This is a genomic window from Lysinibacillus sp. NPDC097231 (genome assembly GCF_044761885.1).
Lineage (GTDB): Bacteria > Bacillota > Bacilli > Bacillales_A > Planococcaceae > Lysinibacillus.
The window spans coordinates 1-19,593 of sequence record NZ_JBIWDH010000014.1 but is presented as its reverse complement, the minus strand read 5'-3'; the positions used below and the strand labels follow the sequence as shown (position 1 = coordinate 19,593).

At 38.5% G+C, this 19,593-nt stretch carries 14 protein-coding genes; 10 read left to right on the top strand and 4 right to left on the bottom strand.

Translation table 11 applies throughout. The features are described from left to right. The first annotated feature begins 318 nt into the window (after window positions 1–318). The 6 genes from addB (at window position 319) to ACIQXF_RS10305 (ending at window position 12,193) form a co-directional block, all read left to right on the top strand. On the top strand, window positions 319–3,828 hold the full coding sequence (gene addB / locus ACIQXF_RS10330) for a helicase-exonuclease AddAB subunit AddB (protein ID WP_402782484.1): 3,510 nt from the start codon (window positions 319–321) through the stop codon (window positions 3,826–3,828). A 1-nt stretch (window position 3,829) separates the two neighbouring features. Then, window positions 3,830–7,546 carry a helicase-exonuclease AddAB subunit AddA gene (gene addA / locus ACIQXF_RS10325; protein ID WP_402782481.1) on the top strand — a complete coding sequence of 1,239 codons (3,717 nt, stop codon included), beginning with the start codon at window positions 3,830–3,832 and terminating at the stop codon, window positions 7,544–7,546. 108 nt (window positions 7,547–7,654) lie between these two features. After that, window positions 7,655–8,821: a DUF418 domain-containing protein gene (locus ACIQXF_RS10320; protein ID WP_402782478.1), complete on the top strand. Its 1,167-nt coding sequence runs from the start codon at window positions 7,655–7,657 to the stop codon at window positions 8,819–8,821. Window positions 8,822–8,983: 162 nt separating this feature from the next. Next, complete coding sequence (locus ACIQXF_RS10315) at window positions 8,984–9,886, top strand: fumarylacetoacetate hydrolase family protein (protein WP_402782475.1); 903 nt, start codon at window positions 8,984–8,986, stop codon at window positions 9,884–9,886. A gap of 139 nt (window positions 9,887–10,025) precedes the next feature. Next, a complete protein-coding gene (locus ACIQXF_RS10310; protein WP_402782472.1) occupies window positions 10,026–10,391 on the top strand; it encodes a YisL family protein in 366 nt (121 codons plus the stop codon). Between the two features lie 272 nt (window positions 10,392–10,663). After that, complete coding sequence (locus ACIQXF_RS10305; RefSeq protein ID WP_402782469.1) at window positions 10,664–12,193, top strand: alpha-amylase family glycosyl hydrolase; 1,530 nt, start codon at window positions 10,664–10,666, stop codon at window positions 12,191–12,193. Between the two features lie 47 nt (window positions 12,194–12,240). On the opposite strand, the gene ACIQXF_RS10300 is transcribed toward ACIQXF_RS10305, so the two are convergent. Together ACIQXF_RS10300 and ACIQXF_RS10295 are read right to left on the bottom strand one after the other, a co-directional pair. Then, window positions 12,241–13,098 carry a DegV family protein gene (locus ACIQXF_RS10300; RefSeq protein ID WP_402782658.1) on the bottom strand — a complete coding sequence of 286 codons (858 nt, stop codon included), beginning with the start codon at window positions 13,096–13,098 and terminating at the stop codon, window positions 12,241–12,243. A gap of 328 nt (window positions 13,099–13,426) precedes the next feature. Next, a complete protein-coding gene (locus ACIQXF_RS10295) occupies window positions 13,427–14,236 on the bottom strand; it encodes a Cof-type HAD-IIB family hydrolase (RefSeq protein WP_402782466.1) in 810 nt (269 codons plus the stop codon). Window positions 14,237–14,357: 121 nt separating this feature from the next. On the opposite strand from ACIQXF_RS10295, the gene ACIQXF_RS10290 reads away from it, so the two are divergent. Both ACIQXF_RS10290 and ACIQXF_RS10285 read left to right on the top strand, forming a co-directional pair. Further along, complete coding sequence (locus ACIQXF_RS10290; protein ID WP_402782463.1) at window positions 14,358–15,122, top strand: prolyl oligopeptidase family serine peptidase; 765 nt, start codon at window positions 14,358–14,360, stop codon at window positions 15,120–15,122. A 55-nt stretch (window positions 15,123–15,177) separates the two neighbouring features. Beyond that, window positions 15,178–15,486, top strand: coding sequence for a metal-sulfur cluster assembly factor (locus ACIQXF_RS10285; protein WP_402782460.1), 309 nt, complete (start codon window positions 15,178–15,180; stop codon window positions 15,484–15,486). A gap of 92 nt (window positions 15,487–15,578) precedes the next feature. Here the strand turns inward: ACIQXF_RS10285 and ACIQXF_RS10280 are convergent, their stop codons facing one another. Next, window positions 15,579–16,265, bottom strand: coding sequence for a Crp/Fnr family transcriptional regulator (locus tag ACIQXF_RS10280; protein ID WP_402782457.1), 687 nt, complete (start codon window positions 16,263–16,265; stop codon window positions 15,579–15,581). Window positions 16,266–16,534: 269 nt separating this feature from the next. Between ACIQXF_RS10280 and ACIQXF_RS10275 the strand changes: the two genes are divergently transcribed. Further along, window positions 16,535–18,661, top strand: a complete 2,127-nt coding sequence (locus ACIQXF_RS10275; RefSeq protein WP_402782454.1) for an ATP-dependent Clp protease ATP-binding subunit — start codon at window positions 16,535–16,537, stop codon at window positions 18,659–18,661. A 175-nt stretch (window positions 18,662–18,836) separates the two neighbouring features. On the opposite strand, the gene ACIQXF_RS10270 is transcribed toward ACIQXF_RS10275, so the two are convergent. Next, window positions 18,837–19,031: a YjzD family protein gene (locus ACIQXF_RS10270; RefSeq protein WP_402782451.1), complete on the bottom strand. Its 195-nt coding sequence runs from the start codon at window positions 19,029–19,031 to the stop codon at window positions 18,837–18,839. A 164-nt stretch (window positions 19,032–19,195) separates the two neighbouring features. Here ACIQXF_RS10270 and ACIQXF_RS10265 point away from each other — a divergent pair, with 164 nt between their 5' ends. After that, window positions 19,196–19,534, top strand: coding sequence for a hypothetical protein (locus ACIQXF_RS10265; protein ID WP_402782448.1), 339 nt, complete (start codon window positions 19,196–19,198; stop codon window positions 19,532–19,534). The last annotated feature ends 59 nt before the right edge of the window (window positions 19,535–19,593 follow it).

The window sequence follows — 19,593 nt, the reverse complement described above, 5'->3', positions numbered from 1 at the left end:
CTTTCGCACAGACAAAACCCTATTGCTGCCACTGCGTTAACACTACGTTTTCGCACAGAAAACATTTATTGGCCCAAAGTCTCCGGCGGATGTCACGGAATCGGAAAGGAGTTCACACAGGATGTTAGCCTAAAATCATCGCATCCATGCGATAACGGCTAACTGACCTGCATCGGTAAAAACGCCACGGCCTGTGGCATTACCGAAATGACCGACATCGTGTCAGCCCTCGTGCAGGCCTAAGCACAAAGCCGATTCCAGACGCAATTATGCCGTGGCATAATTGATTAGATTTTTAACAGGAAGGGGAGACCGTACATGACATTGCGCATTGTATCAGGACGTTCAGGAACAGGAAAATCAACGTTTATTCATCATGAGATTGTCGAGCAACTAAAGTCAGAGCCGTTAGGTCATCCGATTTTTGTGATTGTGCCCGACCAAATGTCTTATTCAACGGAGTATGACCTAACGAATAAGCACGGCTTACAAGGTTTAATCCGTGCGCAGGTCATGACATTTAAACGATTAGCATGGCTAGTGTTACAAGAAACTGGTGGTATCGCAAGAAAAGAAGTAAATGGCTATGGCTACCGAATGCTCATCCGTAAACTTTTAGAGGAACAAAAAGGTGAATTTTCGTTATTTCGACAAGCGGCTGGGAAGCGAGGCTTTACCGAGGAAATTGAAACGTTATTAAGAGAATTTAGTCGGTATAGTGTTAATAGTTCAGTGTTAGCTGAAGTAACTGCGTCTTTGAATGCCATTGATGCACCTTATACTTTGCAAGCTAAGACGAATGATTTACAAGTAGTTTTACAAGCTTTGGAGGCACGACTTGGCACGACTTATGTCGATAGCGAGGGGTATTATCCAATCTTAACAGAACAACTAAAGCATTCCGAGACGATGAAGCAAGCGACGATTTATATAGATGGTTTTACAGCATTTACTGTAAGAGAATTAGAGCTTGTAAAAGAGTTATTAAAGGTGACGAAACAGGTAACGGTCGTTCTTCCCTTTGACCATATTGAAGAAATTTATGATGAACAGTCTCTATTTTATGAAGCTGCGATGACGAACCAACGTTTACATGATATTGCATATGAAGAGGGTGTTGAAGTCGATGCACCGTTGCATTTCTTCAATACTCATCGTTTTCAATCTGGTGATTTACATCATTTGGAAGCTCATTTTGCAGATATAGTGCCTCAAGAGAAAGAAACTTCAGGGGATGTTACGGTGTTTGAAGCATCTAATCGACGTGCAGAAATACACGCCATTGCCCGGGAAATAACAAAGCTGACAAGGCAGGAGGGCTATCGTTATCAGGATATAGTACTTCTCTATAGACAAGCAGAAGTCTATGATCCACTCATCACAACAATTTTCCAACAATATGAAATTCCTATTTTTACAAATTCGAAAAAGACGATGCTACATCACCCTTTAATTGAGCTTAGTCGTTCTGTTTTAGAGGTTATCACTACGAATTGGAAATACGAACCAGTTTTTCGTAGTGTGAAAACAGATTTGTTTTTCCCATTACATGCTGAGCTAAATGTTTGGAGAGAACGAGCTGATCGTTTAGAGAACTACTGTTTAGCGCAGGGCATCTATGGTGAGCGATGGTTTGAGGAAGCTCGATGGTTTTTCAAAAAGTATCGTGGTCTTGAATTCCATTCTAAGGTGCAAACCGATGAAGAACGTGCTATGCAGGCAGAAATTGAGGCCATTCGTGATGAAATTCGTCAGCCGCTAAAATTGTTACAGGACAAGCTGGAAGTAGCGACAACAGGCAGAGATGTAGCGACTGCGTTATACGAGCTGATTGAGGAATTAAAGGTTTATGACAAGCTTCAAGCAATGAAAGACCGTGAACTTGATCGAGGTGATGCATTAGCTGCAAGTGAGCATGAGCAAGCCTGGAAAGAATGGATTGCAGTTCTGGATCAGTTTGTGTATATGTTTGGTGAACAAGTGATGTCTGTAGAGGAAGCGGCAAAAATTTTAGATGAGGGCTTTGACACATTAGAATTTTCTCGTATCCCACCAACGTTAGATGAGGTTATGGTAGCGACGGTTGATTTAGCTCGTTTATCCAATATAAAAGTCGCTTTCGTCTTAGGAATGAATGATGGTGTTTATCCAACTCGTATGGAGTATGAGGGGTTACTATCAGATAACGAACGTGAATGGTTTAGTCAAATTGGCTATGAGCTTGCCCCAACATCTAAAAATCGTTTATTACAAGAGAATTTCTTGCTATATCGTGCTTTGACGACGCCATCTGATAAATTATATTTGTCCTATCCAACGGCAGATGAAGAGGGCAAGGCGTTATTGTCCTCACTTTATATAAAAAAAATTATTGGCAATGATAAAACGGTTGGGCTTCTGAGTGGTGTCAAGGTTGAACGTGTTGTGATTGATCCAATTGAGTTACTAGATGAAAATGCTTTACCGTATATACGTCACCCACGTACAGCTTTAGCACATTTAATGGTGCAAATGCGCCAAGCTGAGCATAGCCGTGAGCTTGCGCCAGAGTGGCTTGCTTTACAAAAATTTTATAAACAAGACCCTTATTGGGCATTAATTTTTGAACGAGTGACACATCCAATTACACATAAAAACGAAGCACAGCCATTAGAGAACTATATTACACAGGAATTATATGGACAAAAGCTAACCTCAAGTGTGTCTCGAATTGAAAAATACTTCCGTTGTCCATTTTCGCATTTTACAACGTATGGGCTGCGTCTAGAAGAACGGGCAGAGTACAGACTAGAAACATTCGCAATGGGCGATTTATTCCATGAAGCATTGAAATGGATTACAGAAGAGACACACCGTCAGCAGCTATCGTGGATTCGTTTAACAAAGCAGCAAATTAAACAATTAGCGCGACAGGCTGTTGAGCAAATTGTTCCAGTATTTTCACATCAAATCTTACTATCAAGCGCACGTTATCTCTATATACAACGTAAACTTACTCGTATTGTCGAGCGAACAATGACAGCACTCACACAGCATGCGAATGTTACGCATTTTAAGCCAATTGCTATCGAGGCATCTTTTGGACCTGGGCAACATGAGCAGCTACCACCACTTGAAATTGACTTAACAGGTGGTAAGAAAATGTTTATGCGAGGTCGTATTGACAGGGTAGATAGTGCGACAATTGATGATCGTTCATATTTACGGGTAGTGGACTATAAATCGTCAGCTCGTGATTTAGATTTGAATGAGGTTTATTACGGATTGTCATTGCAAGTACTAACTTATTTAGATGTGGCGATGGAAAATACCTCTCATTGGCTACCAGGTGAAGCGGAGCCAGCTGGGGTTCTTTATGTCCATGTCCATAATCCAATGCTCAAGATTGATAAGGACTTAAGCGACAGTGAAATTGAGGAAGATCGTTTAAAGCAATATAAAATGAAAGGCCTGCTATCAGAAAATGCAGAGGCCATTTTATCGATGGACGAGCAGTTGGAGGAATCTAGCGGGCATTCGAAGATAATTCCTGTCTATATGAAAAAAGACGGGACACCATCAGAATCTCAGTCACGTATTGTACCTGTTAATGATATGAAAAATCTACAGCATTTTGTACGACGCAAGCATCAAGAGGCTGGCAATGGAATTTTAGCAGGGGATACTTCAATCAGTCCTTATAAACTCAAAACAAAAACGGCATGTGACTATTGTCAATTTGTAGCAGTCTGTCAATTTGACCCATCGGATGGCAAGCAAAGCTATCGTCAGTTACAGCAAGCAAAGCCGAATGAAATCGTTGAGAAAATTCGGAAGGAGATGAAGTAAGTTGGTACAAAAAATACCTGAAAAGCCAGCAGAAGTCACATGGACTGATGATCAGTGGAAGGCAATTTATGCAAGTGGTCAGGATACGCTTGTATCGGCGGCGGCAGGCTCAGGTAAAACAGCAGTACTCATTAACCGCATGATTGAGAAAGTAGTTGCAAAAGACGACCCTATCAATGTGGATGAGTTACTTGTTGTAACCTTTACAAATGCGTCAGCTGCTGAGATGCGTCATCGTATGGCAGAGGCACTCGAAAAGGCAATCGTAGAAAATCCAACTTCCAATCATTTGCGACGCCAGTTAAGCCTTGTCAATAAAGCACAAATTTCAACACTGCACTCCTTCTGTTTAGCCATTGTTAAACAATACGCCTATATGCTAGATATTGATCCTGGTTTTCGTATCGCAAATGAAGCAGAGGTTGCTTTGTTAAGGGATGATATATTAGCAGCTGTATTAGAAGATGCTTATGACTCTGAGGATGAGAAACAGGTTCAAGCAATCTATCGTCTTGTTGATAGCTTTACATCGGATCGCGATGACCAGGCCATTGAAACTTTAATTAGTAAGCTTTATGATACGTCCCGTGTTCATGCAGAGCCTCAGAAATGGCTTCGAAGTTTACCAGAGACATACAATTTAGCAGAAGATGTTACGATTGATGATTTGGAGCTGTCGAAATATGTGAAGTTAACAGTTAAACATAGTCTTGAAGAATCGTTCGTGTTAATTTCTGAAATGCGTGCTATTACGTTGCAGCCTGAGGGACCTGCACCATATGCTGAAACAGCGGAAATGGATTTTGCAATGATTCAGGAAGGGATCCGTATAAGTCGTGAAGGAACGTGGCAAGAGCTCTTTGATTATTTTGCAACTGTAAAATGGTCAACTTTAAAGCGTGTTTCTAAGGATGCCTTAGTAGATATAGAGCTACAGGAGCTTGCCAAAAAAAAGCGAGAGGCAGCTAAAAAAATTGTCAATAAGCTTAAAGAGACTTATTTTGTTCGGACACCTGCACGTTTAATTGAAGAAATTCGACTAATGGCTCCGACGATTGCGACGCTAGTCGAATTGACAAGTGTTTTTAGTCAACAGTTCCGGGTAGCAAAATTAGAACGAGGCATAATTGATTTTTCGGATTTAGAACATTTTGCATTACAAATTTTAACAGTAGAAGTTGATGGCGAATTACAGTCATCCCCTGTTGCGTTAGATTTAAAGCAACGTTTTAAAGAAGTACTCGTAGACGAATACCAAGATACGAATATGCTACAAGAAACAATATTACAGCTTGTGAAAACAGGTGGTGAGCAAGATGGAAACCTGTTTATGGTTGGTGATGTAAAGCAAAGTATCTATCGCTTCCGTTTAGCAGAACCAAAGCTCTTTATGCGAAAATATAGTGAGTTTCTGGAAATCCCAGATATGACGGGGATGCGTATCGATTTAAACGCAAACTTCCGAAGTCGGAAAGAAGTGCTGAATGCGACAAACTATATCTTTGCACAAATTATGGGAGAGCGTGTTGGGGAAATTCTTTATGATGAAAATGCTTCATTAAAGCCAGCTGCACCGTATGATGACAAGGAAGTCCCAGTAGAACTAGTCGTGATGCATCCACCTCAAGAAGAAACGGCAGACGAAGAGGTTGAGGAAATTGCTAGTGAAGCTTCCGAACTTGAGGAATTAAAAAAATCACAGTATGAGGCACGTTTTATCATTGAGCGTATACGTCAGATGATGGAGGATGGGACAACTGTTTTCGATACAAAAACAAAGATGGAAAGGCCATTACAATATAGTGACATTGTGATTTTAATGCGTTCTATGACATGGTCGACTGATTTAGTGGAGGAATTTAAGCTTGCAGGAATCCCTCTTTATGCAGAGTCCTCTAAAGGGTATTTTGACGCTCTTGAGGTCATGATTATACTGAATGTATTGAAGGTTGTCGATAACCCATATCAGGACATTCCTTTAGCCTCTGTGCTACGTGCTCCATTTGTTGGCCTAACAGAAAATGAGCTAGCAAAAATTCGATTAGCCGATACAAAAGCGCCATTTTATGATGCATTAAAGCAATTCATTCGAAGTGAAGGGCATGGTGTGGAATCTACCACATTTGCGAAGCTTCAACGATTCATGCTAGCGTTTGAAAACTGGCGAGATTTAGCGCGACGTGGTTCATTATCGGATTTAATTTGGAAGATTTACTTAGACACACATTATTACGAAATGGTCGGGGCAATGCCAAATGGCAAACAGCGTCAGGCTAACCTTCGCATTTTACATGATCGTGCATTAATGTATGAAAAAACAGCTTTTCGAGGCCTGTTTCGCTTTTTACGCTTTATTGATCGTATGCGTACACGTGGGGATGATTTAGGTACGGCCAAATCGATTGGTGAAAAGGATGATGTCGTACGCCTTGTGACTATTCACTCTTCAAAAGGATTAGAGTATCCTGTTGTCTTTGTCGCAGGGATGGGACGACCATTTAATAAAATGGATTTCCACAACCCATATTTATTCGATCAAGATTTTGGACTTGCAGTGAAGGCAATTGATCCGGAAAATCGCATTACGTATACGTCCCTACCGTTTTTAGCGATGAAGGAGAAAAAGGAACTTGAAATGCGTGCAGAGGAGATGCGCGTATTATACGTGGCGATGACACGTGCGAAGGAGCGTCTTATTTTAGTAGGCTCTGTGAAAAATTGGGATAAGACGCTCGACAGCTGGCAGGATGTACAAAGTTTGCCGGAAGATGCCCCACTACAGGAGTATTTACGTGCAAGAGCAAATAGCTACTTTGATTGGGTTGGGCCAGCAGTTGCAAGACATGCGGATTTTGCATCCATTACTAGTGCATCTTATATGGCACCTGAACATATATCCCATTGGTGGGTAAGGGATATCGATACTAGTCATTATTCATACGACATGAAGGGAATAGATGATGAAGTGGGGCAATTGTTAGAAACACCTGAAGATGAAGCATTACTGTCAGAAATTACGACACGCTTTCAAGCTCAGTATCCATTTCAAAAATCAACGCAAAAACGCTCAAAAACATCTGTTAGTGAAATAAAGAGATTAGAAAATTTACAGCGTCAGGAAGAGCCTGAATACTATTTCTCTGTGCCATCTAAGCAGCAAACAACAACCATTGCGCCACGTCCAAGCTTTTTACAGGACAAACAGTTAACAGGTGCAGAAATTGGAACAGCTGTCCACACAGTAATGCAGCATGTACCTCAGAATGGCTTTACCACTGTACAGGAGGTTAAGGAATTTGTCGCTGATTTAGTGGCAAGGCAGCTACTGACAGAGTCTGAAGGCAAGCTTGTTCCATGGAAAAAAATATTGAATTTCTTTACAACAGATATTGGTCATCGTTTTAAAAAAGCAAAGCAAATACGTAGAGAAATGCCCTTTACGATTAGTAGGGTGGATGAGGATGGCGACACTCAAATTGTACAAGGGATTATTGATTGCTTATTTGAAGATGAATACGGTGAATGGGTTTTACTTGATTATAAGACAGATCGCATCCAATCACATTTTGCTGAAGAGCCAGCGCTTTCTAAGGAACTATTAGGGCGATATGGTGTGCAGCTCCGTGTTTATAGTGAGGCAATTGAATCAATCCTTCAAATCAAAGTGTGCAATAAAGTACTGTATTTATTCGATAATGAACGAGCTTTATATGCATAAATAAGCGCATGGTGTAAACAGGGGTGTCAGTCACTAATTTTGCAACCTCCCCATAGAGGTGACACCCTGTTTTCACTATAGCGTGATTAATATAGAGGAGGCTATTTTGTGGATTTAAAACCGACAATGTTGCAGGAACGTACCGCAACATTAGATATATTACGTGGTATCAGCTTACTAGGTATTCTACTTGTAAATATGTTTGCCTTTTATTCGCCGCTACCATATATTGACTTGGCATCATGGTTTACAACACCGTCAGATATAGTATGGTATCAAAATTTAGATATTTATGTACAAAGTAGCTTTTATCCATTGTTTGCTATGCTATTCGGCTATGGACTCGCTATGCAATGGCAGAAAGCACAAAGTCGTGAACAAAATTTTTATACGATAGGACTAAGAAGACTTTCAGTATTATTTGTTTTTGGTATTCTACATGCTGTGCTAATTTGGTGGGGCGACATTTTAATGATGTATGCATTTTGTGGCGTTTTTTTACTGTTATTTCTTCGTCTGCGTCCTATTTGGTTATTGTCAATCGGTATTATTATTAATGGGGTCATGCAAGCTTTTATGCTACTTGTAGTAGGCTTTATTAATTTTAATACGGGGGTAGATGAGTATTTAGATATTACGTCAGTAGAAAAAGCTATAACGGCTTATGGTACGGGAAATTGGGTCGATGCCTTTATGCAACGATTAACCGATTTATCAGTTCAGGCTGGAATAGGTATGTGGTTTGTGTCATTATTTACAATTTTACCGTTTATGTTATTTGGTGCAGCGGCTTCTAAATGGCGTTTAGTGGAACGAGCTAAGGAGTTAAAATGGGTATGGCTGACACTAACGATAGCTGGATTGACTATTGGTATTTTTGTAAAGAGCTTGCCTATCATGCTTACGCGTACTTATTTATTTGACTATTTAAAAGTATACATAGGCGGTCCGATTTTATCGGTTGGCTATATAGGGCTGATTGTTTTACTTTGTTTGATTCCAATTGTAACAAAGCTATTTAGCCCTTTTGCAAAAATCGGGCGCATGTCTTTAACGATGTATATACTTCAATCTATAATTGGAACATGTCTATTTTATCGATTTGGATTTGGCTGGTATGGGAAAGTAAGTGTTTCAACAGGCGTGTTAATTGCAGTAGGTATTATTGTTGTGCAAATGATTGTGGCAGAAATTTGGTTAACAAAGTGGAAGCAAGGTCCTTTAGAAGCTATCTGGCGTAAATTAACTTATAAGGTGAAAACTAAAGTAGGTTAATGGTTCTTTCAATGTGCCGGCAACATATAGTTAATAAACACGTCTTGTATAATAAGGATAATTTATCGCGATTTAATAGGAATCAAAATTGTTATCGCAAAAGTAAGGCAATTTCTATAATTTTGTTGTATTATGTAAAAAAAAGAAGGAGCTCTTAAAATCATGAAAATTTTATCGTTTAAATTAGGTGGACATGTAAGCTTTGGACCAAAAGTAAAAAAAGAAGAAGCGGTATGGGATGTACTCGCTATTCAAAATGAACTTCAAGTTCTCCCTTCTTTTTCAAGTTCAATCGTGGATGGCATAGCTTTAGGCTTTGATTTTGTTGAACAGATTCGTAAATTAGTAGAAGCCGCTGAAAAATCAGATCGCGCTAATAGCTTCAAACGTGAATTTACAGTGATTGAATGGTTATCACCAATTCCACGTACACCAAAAAATATTATGTGTATTGGGAAAAACTATGATGAGCATGCTAAAGAAATGGGTGCAGAGGCAGCCCCAACTGAATTAATGGTATTTACAAAATCTCCAACTGCTATTGCTGCTGATGGCCAAACAATCTCTATTCATGCAGATCTTTCATCTAAAATGGATTATGAGGGTGAATTAGCAGTTGTTATCGGTAAACGTGGTAAAAACATACCGAAAAACTTAGCATATGATTATGTATTTGGTTACACAATTGCCAATGATATTACGGCTCGTGATTTACAAGAAAAACACAAACAATTCTTCTTAGGAAAAAGTTTGGAAGGAACTTGTCCACTTGGACCATACCTTGTGACAAAAGATGAAATTCCGAATCCACAAGATTTAACAGTAGTCACAAAAGTGAACGATGAAGTACGTCAAAATGGCTCAACAAAAGATATGATGTTCTCTGTAGAATCATTAGTATCTATTTTATCTCAGCATGTGACATTAGAGCCAGGTGATGTTATATTAACAGGTACTCCAGCTGGTGTTGGTAAAGGCATGAACCCACCACAATTCTTAAAAGCAGGCGATACTGTGAAAGTGTCCATTCAAGGAATTGGTACATTAGTGAATCATTTTGAATAATTTTTTATAATCCGTGTGGGTCTATGCCCCGCGGATTTTTTTAAGTAAATTATGTGAACACTATTGTAATGTTTGAAACCCTTTCCAGCACATGATAGGATAGAGTTTGATAGAAAAAAGAATATGAGGTGGGACAATTATGAGTTTTTTAACTAGCCAAACGCATTTGCATATTACTACTTGGGTAGTTGCTATCGTAATCTTTTTAATTGCAGCATTAATGGGCAAGCAATCAAAAGGCTTACATATGACGTTACGTTTATTCTACATTTTAATTATCATTACTGGTGGGGCACTATTCTTCAAATACCAAGCTGGAGATCCAATGCTATATGGTCTGAAATTCTTATTCGGTATTCTAGTAATTGGCATGATGGAAATGGTCTTAGTACGTCAGAAGAAAAATAAACCAACAGGCTTATTTTGGATTTTATTTGCGGTATTCCTATTTATCACAATGTTCCTAGGATTTAAGCTACCATTAAACATTAACTTTTTAGCATAATTTTTGGTAAAAGTCGTGAAGTTTTCGCTTCTCGACTTTTATTTTTTGTAAGATGGTTATATAAAAGTGCTCGGGTAAGGAGGAGAACTGCTCAGGTAGGCCGAAGAATCGCTCAGGTAAGGAGGAGAACCGCTCAGGTAGGCCGAAGAATCGCTCGGGTAAGGGAGAGAACTGCTCAGCTCGGCCTTTAAATAATATCCAAAGGAGAAGTTGACACCTTTTTGCCGTAATTCATTTTGCATTTACGGAAAATATTTTGAAATGATAGCGGCGTGACTGATTTATTTGGTAAAATGACGATGGATTGGTTTGAAAGAGAGGGAATAAAAGTGAAATTCAAAAAGTGGATAAGTGCAACAGCTGCATCGCTTTTACTAGCAACTTCATTGGTAAGTGCTACACCAGTTGCACATGCAGATGAAGTGTCAACAAGAACGATTGCAGAAGAAAGCATCTATGATTTACTCGTTGACCGTTTCTTTAATGGTTCGGGCACTAACGATTTTGATACAAATACGCAAGACCCTACGAAATTTGCAGGAGGCGATTTTGCAGGGCTACAGGATAAACTGAAATTTATCGGAGAAATGGGCTATACAATCGTTTCCATTGGGTCAGTTTTTGCCACAGAGAAATATGATGGCTCTATGCCAACCAGCTACTCTACTATTGAGCGTCATTTTGGAACATCTGAAGAGTTTCAAAGTGTCGTGGAGGCCTATAAAGCCAAAAATATGTCGATCATGGTTGATTTTCCACTCAATAATGTAAGTCCAAATCATGAGTGGGCAAAAGATCCAGCCAAAAAAGATTGGATTACTTCAAACAATAATGGACAAGTACAGTGGGACTTAGCAAACAAAGACGTACAACAAGCACTAATTAAATCAGCAACAGACTTTGTTTCTACATATAATATTGGTGGGGTTCGATTAACTAATATTGCTGATGCAGATACTACATTCATCAATGAGATGATAGCCGCATTAAAAGATACGCAAAAATCGCTCTATGTGATTTCAAATGAAGAAAGTGATGCCAATTTTGATGCAAGCTTCTCGCTAGCAACAGCAGAAATTTACCGTAATCTCTTTAAAAATGTTGATATGGATTCTTCTAAGCTAATGGAGCCTTTTACAGGTGAAAAACCAACGCAGATTATGGTTGATTCGCTAGAAACGCATCGTTTTACATTTGATTCTGCAACTGAAAATATGTTCCCACCAACACGTTTAAAAATGGCGATGGGTGCTCTATTTATGTTGCCAGGAATTCCAGTGGTGCAATATGGTTCAGAAATTGCAATGAACGGGGAAACAAAGCCAGAGACACATCAAATCTACAACTTTAAAACAGATACAGAACTAATCGACTATATTAAAAATGTCCAATCTTTACGTAATCAATCTGCTACTTTACGTAAAGGTGACTTTGAAATTATCACAAATGAAAATGGCCTGCTTGTTTTTACACGTACTTCCGATGAAGAAAAATGGGTTATCATGGTTAACAATACTAGTAAAACACAACGCGTGGATTTAACAACAGCTCAGCTAGGCGAAGGTAAAATGCTCAATGGTATTTTACATGAAGAAAAAGTTCGTATTAATGATAAAGATGTTTATCCAGTAATATTAGATCGTGAAATGGTAGAGATCTATCAAGTTAGAAATGATGAAGGATTAAATGTTCCTTATATGGTAGCACTAGGATTGGTATGGGTAATATTCATAGGATTCGTAGCTATTATTATTAAACGAGGTAAAGCACGACGTCAGGAGCAAGACGACGTTCTAAAATAGAAATAGTAACCCCCTCTACACACTTTTCATGTAGAGGGGGTTTTGTGTTAGGCTTGATAGCTTTTATTCGTGAAGAAGATGGCAATTGTGCCTGGTCCTACATGGGAACCAATAGCTGAACCAATCATGGTTACTTGAACTTCTTTTGGTGAAAATCTTTCCTCTATGAAAGCTTTTACTTGATTTGCAAAGTCTAGATCATCACTATGGCTAATGCCAACTACTTTTTCAGTGAAATTACCGCCTCGTTCCTGCATCAAATCTAACATGCGAGCGATGGCTTTTTTGCGTCCACGTGATTTTTCAATTGGCACTAGCTTGCCTTCCTCTACATTTAAAATAGGTTTAATGCTTAGGAGCCCTCCAAGAAATGCGCTTGCTTTGGATACACGCCCACCTTTAGCGAGGTAATCTAAATCCTCAACTGTAAATAAGTGCTCTACTTGCGGGGCAAAGGAAGTTATTTTTGTTTCCATTTCCTCCAACGATGCACCTACATTTCGAAGTCGAACTGCTTCCTCAATGACTAGGCCGTGACCTAATGAAGCACACTTAGAATCGATTATAGCTAATTTTAGTGATGGATATTGCTCTTGTACTTGATTGCGAATCATGAGAGCAGTATTATAAGTACCTGATAATTCTGATGAAAAGGCAATATAGATACCTTCCTCTTCATTTTTTGCTAGACTTTCAAAATGCTTGAGAAAAAGTTCAGGTGACACTTGTGATGTTTTCGGGCGAGCACCTTGACGAATAGCATCGTAAATTTCTTTAGAATCAATTGAAATAACATCATCATATTCATTGTTGTTCAATTGCACTCGTAATGGTATAAGTACGATATCATTTTCTTCGTAGTATGACTTCGGTAAATCACATCCACTATCAGTAAAAATCTTCATCATTTTGTCCCCCTAATTCTTTTCACTCTATATGAGAAGTTTTTCAAATATCTATACTACAGAATAGGAGAGCGAGTGTCGAGCCTTCTTTCAGGATAGACATCTTCCAACCTATGTTTAGAGTACAATATAGTATAGATACATCATCATATTGAGTTTAATTGCAACTTAGTGTAATCATTTAGATTGATGAGCCTACTTCATTAGTTGCTAGATATTTTTAGCTTTATTCAGTCAGTACTCATCTATAGTTGACATCAAGTTAAAGAGTACTACTGAATAAAGTTAAACCATGGAAATGGATTGATAATTTGAACTTACTACTTAATTATGATAATTTCAAGCGTTCGATGAGTATTTTAGCAATGCCATCGTCATTATTAGTAGTTGTAATTTCATTGGCAATATTTTTTAATTCAGAAATACCGTTACCCATTGCTACACCAAGTCCAGCATATTCAATCATTTCTAAATCATTATCTTCATCACCGAATGCAATAATACGATCTCGTGGAATACCTAAATCCTTTGCTACATGAGCAATACCCACAGCTTTATTTAAGCCACGACGAACAATTTCGATAATGTGAAGTGGCGCACCCCAGCGACGATGTTCAATAACTTCGGCATGGACAGCCTGCAAATGATTTCGAATAATCATTGAATTTACATCATTTGCTTGAATCAATAGGCTCGTTGGGTTATCTAATAAATGGGTGTAGAGATCGCCAAGAGTAATCTTTGGATTACCCATATTAAAAATATTTAATATCCGTTCATCCTCTGTATGCACGTAAATGTCGTCCTTCACCTCAGCAATAATATTTTCGTATTCATAGCTATTGATGGAATCGACGACATCATGTACAACGCCTAAATCGATTGGTGTGTGCATAGTCTGCCATGCGGCATTTTTGGGATGGTGAACGTAAGCACCATTAAAGTTTACTATGGGTGTTGTAAGACCAAGTTCATGATAATATATATCACTTGCACGATAAGGACGACCTGTAGCAATCATAACTTGATGCCCTTGTTCTTTTGCCTGCAATAATGTTTTTTTAGTTTTTGCTGAAATTTGTTGTTGATCCGTTAATAACGTGCCATCTAAATCTAAAACAATTAAATGCGGTTTCATAGCTCGTTGCCCCTTTCCTATAGTTTGAATAGTATCGCTTTGTAATCCATTCGTCAAAATTTTGTCACATTGAAAAAAGTTTGCTAACATAAAGATATACAAAAGTTGGGAGTGACAAAAAATGATTGTTAATCAAGAAGTCTGGGGAAATATTCCTTTATTACATATACATACAGATAATATGAATGAAGAAACCCCGGTAGTGATATTCTTACACGGCTTTATGAGTGCGAAGGAACATAACTTACATTATGCATATCAATTAGTTGATAAAGGGGTGCGCGTCCTATTACCAGATGCAAAATTACATGGTGACCGAAGTGAAGGCCTAACAGAGATGCAAATGAACTTACATTTTTGGGATATTGTTTTAAATTCTATTCAAGAAGTAGAACAATTATATAATGAATTAAAGAATAAAAAATTATTAGCGAGTGATAAAATTGGCATTGCTGGTACATCAATGGGTGGAATAGTGACATCAGGTTGCTTAAAGCATTATGAATGGATACAAACTGCAGCAATATGTATGGGTGCACCTGGTTTTATCAAATTAGCTGAATATCAATTGCAGCAATTCGCTAAAAGTGGTATCAATTGGGCAATGTCTGAAGAAGAAATACAGCATACAAAAGAGCTTCTAGCCAAATATGATGTCAGTCTAACTCCAGAAAAATTTGCTGGGCGACCAGTTTTTTTCTGGCATGGTGAATTAGATAAAACTGTACCTTTTAATGAAACGTATAATTTTTATTTAACATTACGGGAATACTATGTAGCAAATCCAGAAAGCCTAAAATTTTTAGCCAACAGAAATGCGGGACATGCTGTACCACGTGATGGTATGTTAGCGGCAACAGAATGGCTTGCACAGCATTTGGCATAATATGATGCATCTGCTATGATTAAGTTAACACTATGATGGGAGGAGAAATAAACTGATGGATCAAGATATGAAAGACAGCATGTTAGGTGCGTTAGAAAATGTAATTGACCCTGAGCTTGGTATTGATATTGTCAACTTAGGTTTAGTATATGATGTAGAGTTAGATGAAGAAGGTGTAGCAACGGTTACAATGACACTTACTTCTATGGGCTGCCCGCTTGGACCTGTTATTGTGGATCAAGTAAATACTGCAATGGGTGAGCTGCCAGAGGTAAAAAGTACAAATGTCAACATAGTATGGAATCCACCTTGGTCAAAAGACAAAATGTCACGCTATGCAAAGATGGCATTGGGCGTACGATAAAAAAAATCTACATCTTGTCTATGAAAAGTTATCTAAAGCAAGTTAAAAAATCCCCGCTTATAATGGTAAGCGGGGATTTCTTGTATAACGAATTAATCAATACGACATATTTGTAATGGACAATTCTCACAGGCAATCTCATCCTTTAAAAATTGTAAATCAAGAATTGTTATATAACCTTTTTCGAAAGATAAAACATTGTGCTTCTTTAAGTCATTAAGCATGCGATTGATCATCTCTCTACTAGTTGCACATAAATTTGCAATTTCTGTATTTGTGAGGGGGAGATCAATAAAAATAGTGCCATTTTCTAAAGGCTTACCATAAGTATTCGAAAGACGGATTAGTGTTGAAAATAAAGCACCCTTTTTACCATTTAAAACTAAATCACGCAAACGACTTTGATGTTTCAAATTTTCTGTTTGTAGCCACTTCATATATTCCACCATTAAATTAGGTTGCTCCACTAATAAAAGTTCCAAAGATTTACGGCTTAGAACATACAAAGAAGAAGGTTCTAATACCTTTGCAGTCACGGAATGATACGTAAGGCTACAAAATAAGGAGCCCTCTCCAATAATACTATCGGGACCACAAATTCGAATTGTTAGTTCCTTACCGCTCTCGGTTTCCTGACTTATCGAAATAGCTCCTGATTTTATATAATATATTTCTTTCGCACGTTCACCCTCTAAAAAAATCTTATTATCCTTATTCACTTTTATAAAAACACCATTCTTTTGAAAAAGATTGTGAAATTTCTCTTGCATATTATCCATTAAAACCATACTTCCAACACATCGCTTTCTTTTTGTAATATGTGGCTGTTATTACAAAAGGATGGTGAATATTTAGATACTAAAACTTAGAAACATACCTATTATAACGTAAATTTCCAGTTTTAGGTGAGAAAATTTTAGTGCTAATTCTTTGCTAGGGCTTGTCGTTTGATGTAAAATAAAGTTAGTCAAAAAAGGTCAAACAATTAAAAAGAAACCAGTATGGCAAGATATATTCCGCCAAACATTATTGAAAAGGAGTGCTTAACATGCAATTTCAACAAACAGATAACAAAAAACCATTAGAGCAATTTGGACGAAATTTAATTGAAGAAGTTAAAAACGGCAAAATGGACCCAGTTATCGGTCGTGATGAAGAAATTCGTAATGTTATTCGTATTTTAACACGTAAAACGAAAAATAACCCTGTCTTAATAGGTGAACCAGGTGTCGGTAAAACAGCAATTGTAGAAGGATTAGCTCAACGTATTGTAAAAGGTGATGTACCTGAAGGATTAAAAGAATGTGTATTGTATGAGCTTGATATGAGTGCTTTAATTGCAGGTGCTAGTTACCGCGGTCAATTTGAAGAGCGATTAAAAGGCGTTCTAAAAGAAGTGAAGGAATCGGAAGGGCGTATCATTTTATTTATTGATGAAATTCATACAATTGTAGGTGCAGGTAAAACGGATGGTGCAATGGATGCTGGGAATATGTTAAAACCAATGCTTGCACGAGGCGAGCTTCATTGTATCGGTGCTACAACACTAGATGAGTATCGAATGTACATTGAAAAAGATCCTGCTTTAGAGCGCCGTTTCCAACAAGTACTTGTGCGCGAGCCTTCGATAGAAGATACGGTTTCCATTTTACGTGGCTTAAAGGAGCGCTTCGAATTACATCACGCTGTACGTATTCATGATCGTGCCATTGTAGCTGCGGCAGAGCTTTCTAATCGCTATATTACAGAGCGCTTCCTACCAGATAAAGCAATAGATTTGATCGATGAAGCGTGTGCGATGATCCGAACAGAAATTGATTCCATGCCACAGGAATTAGATGCAGTAACTCGCCGCATCATGCAGTTAGAAATTGAGGAACAGGCACTGCGTAAAGAAAAGGACGAGGCAAGTAAAAAGCGTCTAGAGCAACTGCATCAGGAATTATCAAAGCTAAAAGAATCTTCCGAAGGCATGCGTAAACAATGGGAAGCAGAAAAAGAAGCATTGCACGGAATTCAGAAAAAACGTGAAACCCTTGACAAATACCGTCGTGACTTAGATGAAGCAGAAAGTAAATATGATTTAAATAAAGCAGCAGAGCTACGTCATGGGAAAATCCCTACTCTTGAAAAAGAAATTCAAGAAATGGAGAAACACCTAGAGAATGGCACAGAATCGCGAATTTTACGTGAAGAGGTGACAGCCGATGAAATTGCATCGATTGTTTCTCGTTGGACAGGAATACCGGTGACAAAGTTAGTAGAAGGTGAGCGCGAAAAATTATTGCGACTAAAAGATACACTGCATGAACGGGTTGTTGGGCAGGATAATGCTGTACAACTTGTCACAGAAGCAGTATGGCGTGCTCGGGCTGGTATTAAAGATCCTCATCGACCAATTGGTAGCTTTTTATTCCTAGGACCAACAGGTGTTGGTAAAACAGAACTCGCAAAGGCATTAGCTGCACAGCTGTTTGATTCTGAGGATCATTTCATTCGTATTGATATGAGTGAGTATATGGAGAAACATAGCGTATCACGTCTTGTAGGGGCTCCTCCAGGCTATGTTGGCTATGAGGAAGGAGGGCAATTAACAGAAGCGGTTCGCCGTAATCCATATTCAGTTGTATTACTAGATGAAATAGAAAAGGCTCACCCAGATGTTGCAAATATTTTACTGCAAATTTTAGATGATGGTCGCATTACTGATAGCCAAGGACGGACGGTCAACTTTTCAAACACAGTTGTGATTTTAACTTCTAACATTGGCTCCAGCTATTTAATGGAAGCAAAAGAGGGCGATGCTTCAGTTGAGGATCTAGTAATGACTGCACTGCGCCAGCATTTTAAACCAGAGCTGTTAAATCGAATGGATGATATTATTATGTTCCATGCACTATCAGATCAGCATTTCACAGCAATTGCTTGGAAATATGTTGAACAGCTTGTAAAACGAGTTGCAGAGCAGGAAATTACTTTAGAAATAGAGCAAGAAGTCATTGATTGGGTTGTTAGTCATGGGGCTGATGCTCAGTTCGGTGCGAGACCATTAAAACGCTTCGTGCAACGTCATATCGAAACTGCAGTTGCTAAAGAATTACTACGAGGCGATATATTACCAGGAGAAACGTTACACATTAGAATGCGAGATGGTCAATGTGTCGTTGAAAAATAAAGTGAAACGTATCCCCACTCATTGTTAGTTGAAACGGGCAGTTGATCTCCCACGCTTCACTATATATTATGAATAGGGACTTCTCTATTGAATGAAGATAAATTACTGCCCGTTAATGCGGGATAAAAAGAAAAACCCTGTTTCGCATGATGCGGAACAGGGCTTTCTAGTTGAATTAATGATGGTCTGCAGCTTCTGGAGTTGGCTCGTTTGGAAGAATTGCACCAATAATGAAAATAAGAATTGAGAATACAACTGAAACAATTGCACCTGTTTGGAAATTAAAATCTGCCCCAAGTACAGAACTTACTACGTAGTTTAACATTGAAACTAGTAGGAAAGACCATATGAATGTTACGATATATTGCATTAATTTCACCTCAACCGAACTTTTTTATATCATAAAGTTTTACTACATATATTATCATATCATAACATAAATCAAAAAAAAAAGAACCTTTTCTGATAAACATGGCGAATTTGTCACAACAAAGATTTGAGCAGAAGTCTTTTGAGGATTGTTCTACTTGAATAATGTGGGAAGTGATTATTTGGGTGACTACTTCGCTCAAAAGTGTGAAGGAGTTGCTCAATAAAGTGCATGCCCCGCTCAAAAGAGAGGAGAAGCCGCTCAATAAAGTGACTACGCCGCTCAAAAGTGTGGAGAAGCCGCTCAATAAAGTGCATGCCCCGCTCAAAAGAGGGGAGAAGCCGCTCAATAAAGTGACTACGCCGCTCAAAAGTGTGGAAAGCCGCTCAATAAAGTGCATGCGCCGCTCAAAAGTGTGGAGAAGCCGCTCAATAAAGTGCATGCCCCGCTCAAAAGTGTGGAGAAGCTGGTCTTCTGTCAAGAAAGTGGACATAAAAAAGTGAGAGCTTCAAAGCTACCGCACTGCGTTTGGTGGGCAATGGAAGTCAATTGTTCAAAGAGC

Coding starts and splice junctions, on each gene's coding strand:
- ACIQXF_RS10300 (WP_402782658.1), bottom strand. CDS start 13,098: ATGAAGATTTTTACTGATAGTGGATGTGATTTACCGAAGTCATACTAC.
- addB (WP_402782484.1), top strand. CDS start 319: ATGACATTGCGCATTGTATCAGGACGTTCAGGAACAGGAAAATCAACG.
- ACIQXF_RS10285 (WP_402782460.1), top strand. CDS start 15,178: ATGGATCAAGATATGAAAGACAGCATGTTAGGTGCGTTAGAAAATGTA.
- ACIQXF_RS10270 (WP_402782451.1), bottom strand. CDS start 19,031: ATGCAATATATCGTAACATTCATATGGTCTTTCCTACTAGTTTCAATG.
- ACIQXF_RS10295 (WP_402782466.1), bottom strand. CDS start 14,236: ATGAAACCGCATTTAATTGTTTTAGATTTAGATGGCACGTTATTAACG.
- ACIQXF_RS10280 (WP_402782457.1), bottom strand. CDS start 16,265: ATGGATAATATGCAAGAGAAATTTCACAATCTTTTTCAAAAGAATGGT.
- ACIQXF_RS10265 (WP_402782448.1), top strand. CDS start 19,196: ATGTGGGAAGTGATTATTTGGGTGACTACTTCGCTCAAAAGTGTGAAG.
- ACIQXF_RS10310 (WP_402782472.1), top strand. CDS start 10,026: ATGAGTTTTTTAACTAGCCAAACGCATTTGCATATTACTACTTGGGTA.
- ACIQXF_RS10275 (WP_402782454.1), top strand. CDS start 16,535: ATGCAATTTCAACAAACAGATAACAAAAAACCATTAGAGCAATTTGGA.
- ACIQXF_RS10290 (WP_402782463.1), top strand. CDS start 14,358: ATGATTGTTAATCAAGAAGTCTGGGGAAATATTCCTTTATTACATATA.
- ACIQXF_RS10315 (WP_402782475.1), top strand. CDS start 8,984: ATGAAAATTTTATCGTTTAAATTAGGTGGACATGTAAGCTTTGGACCA.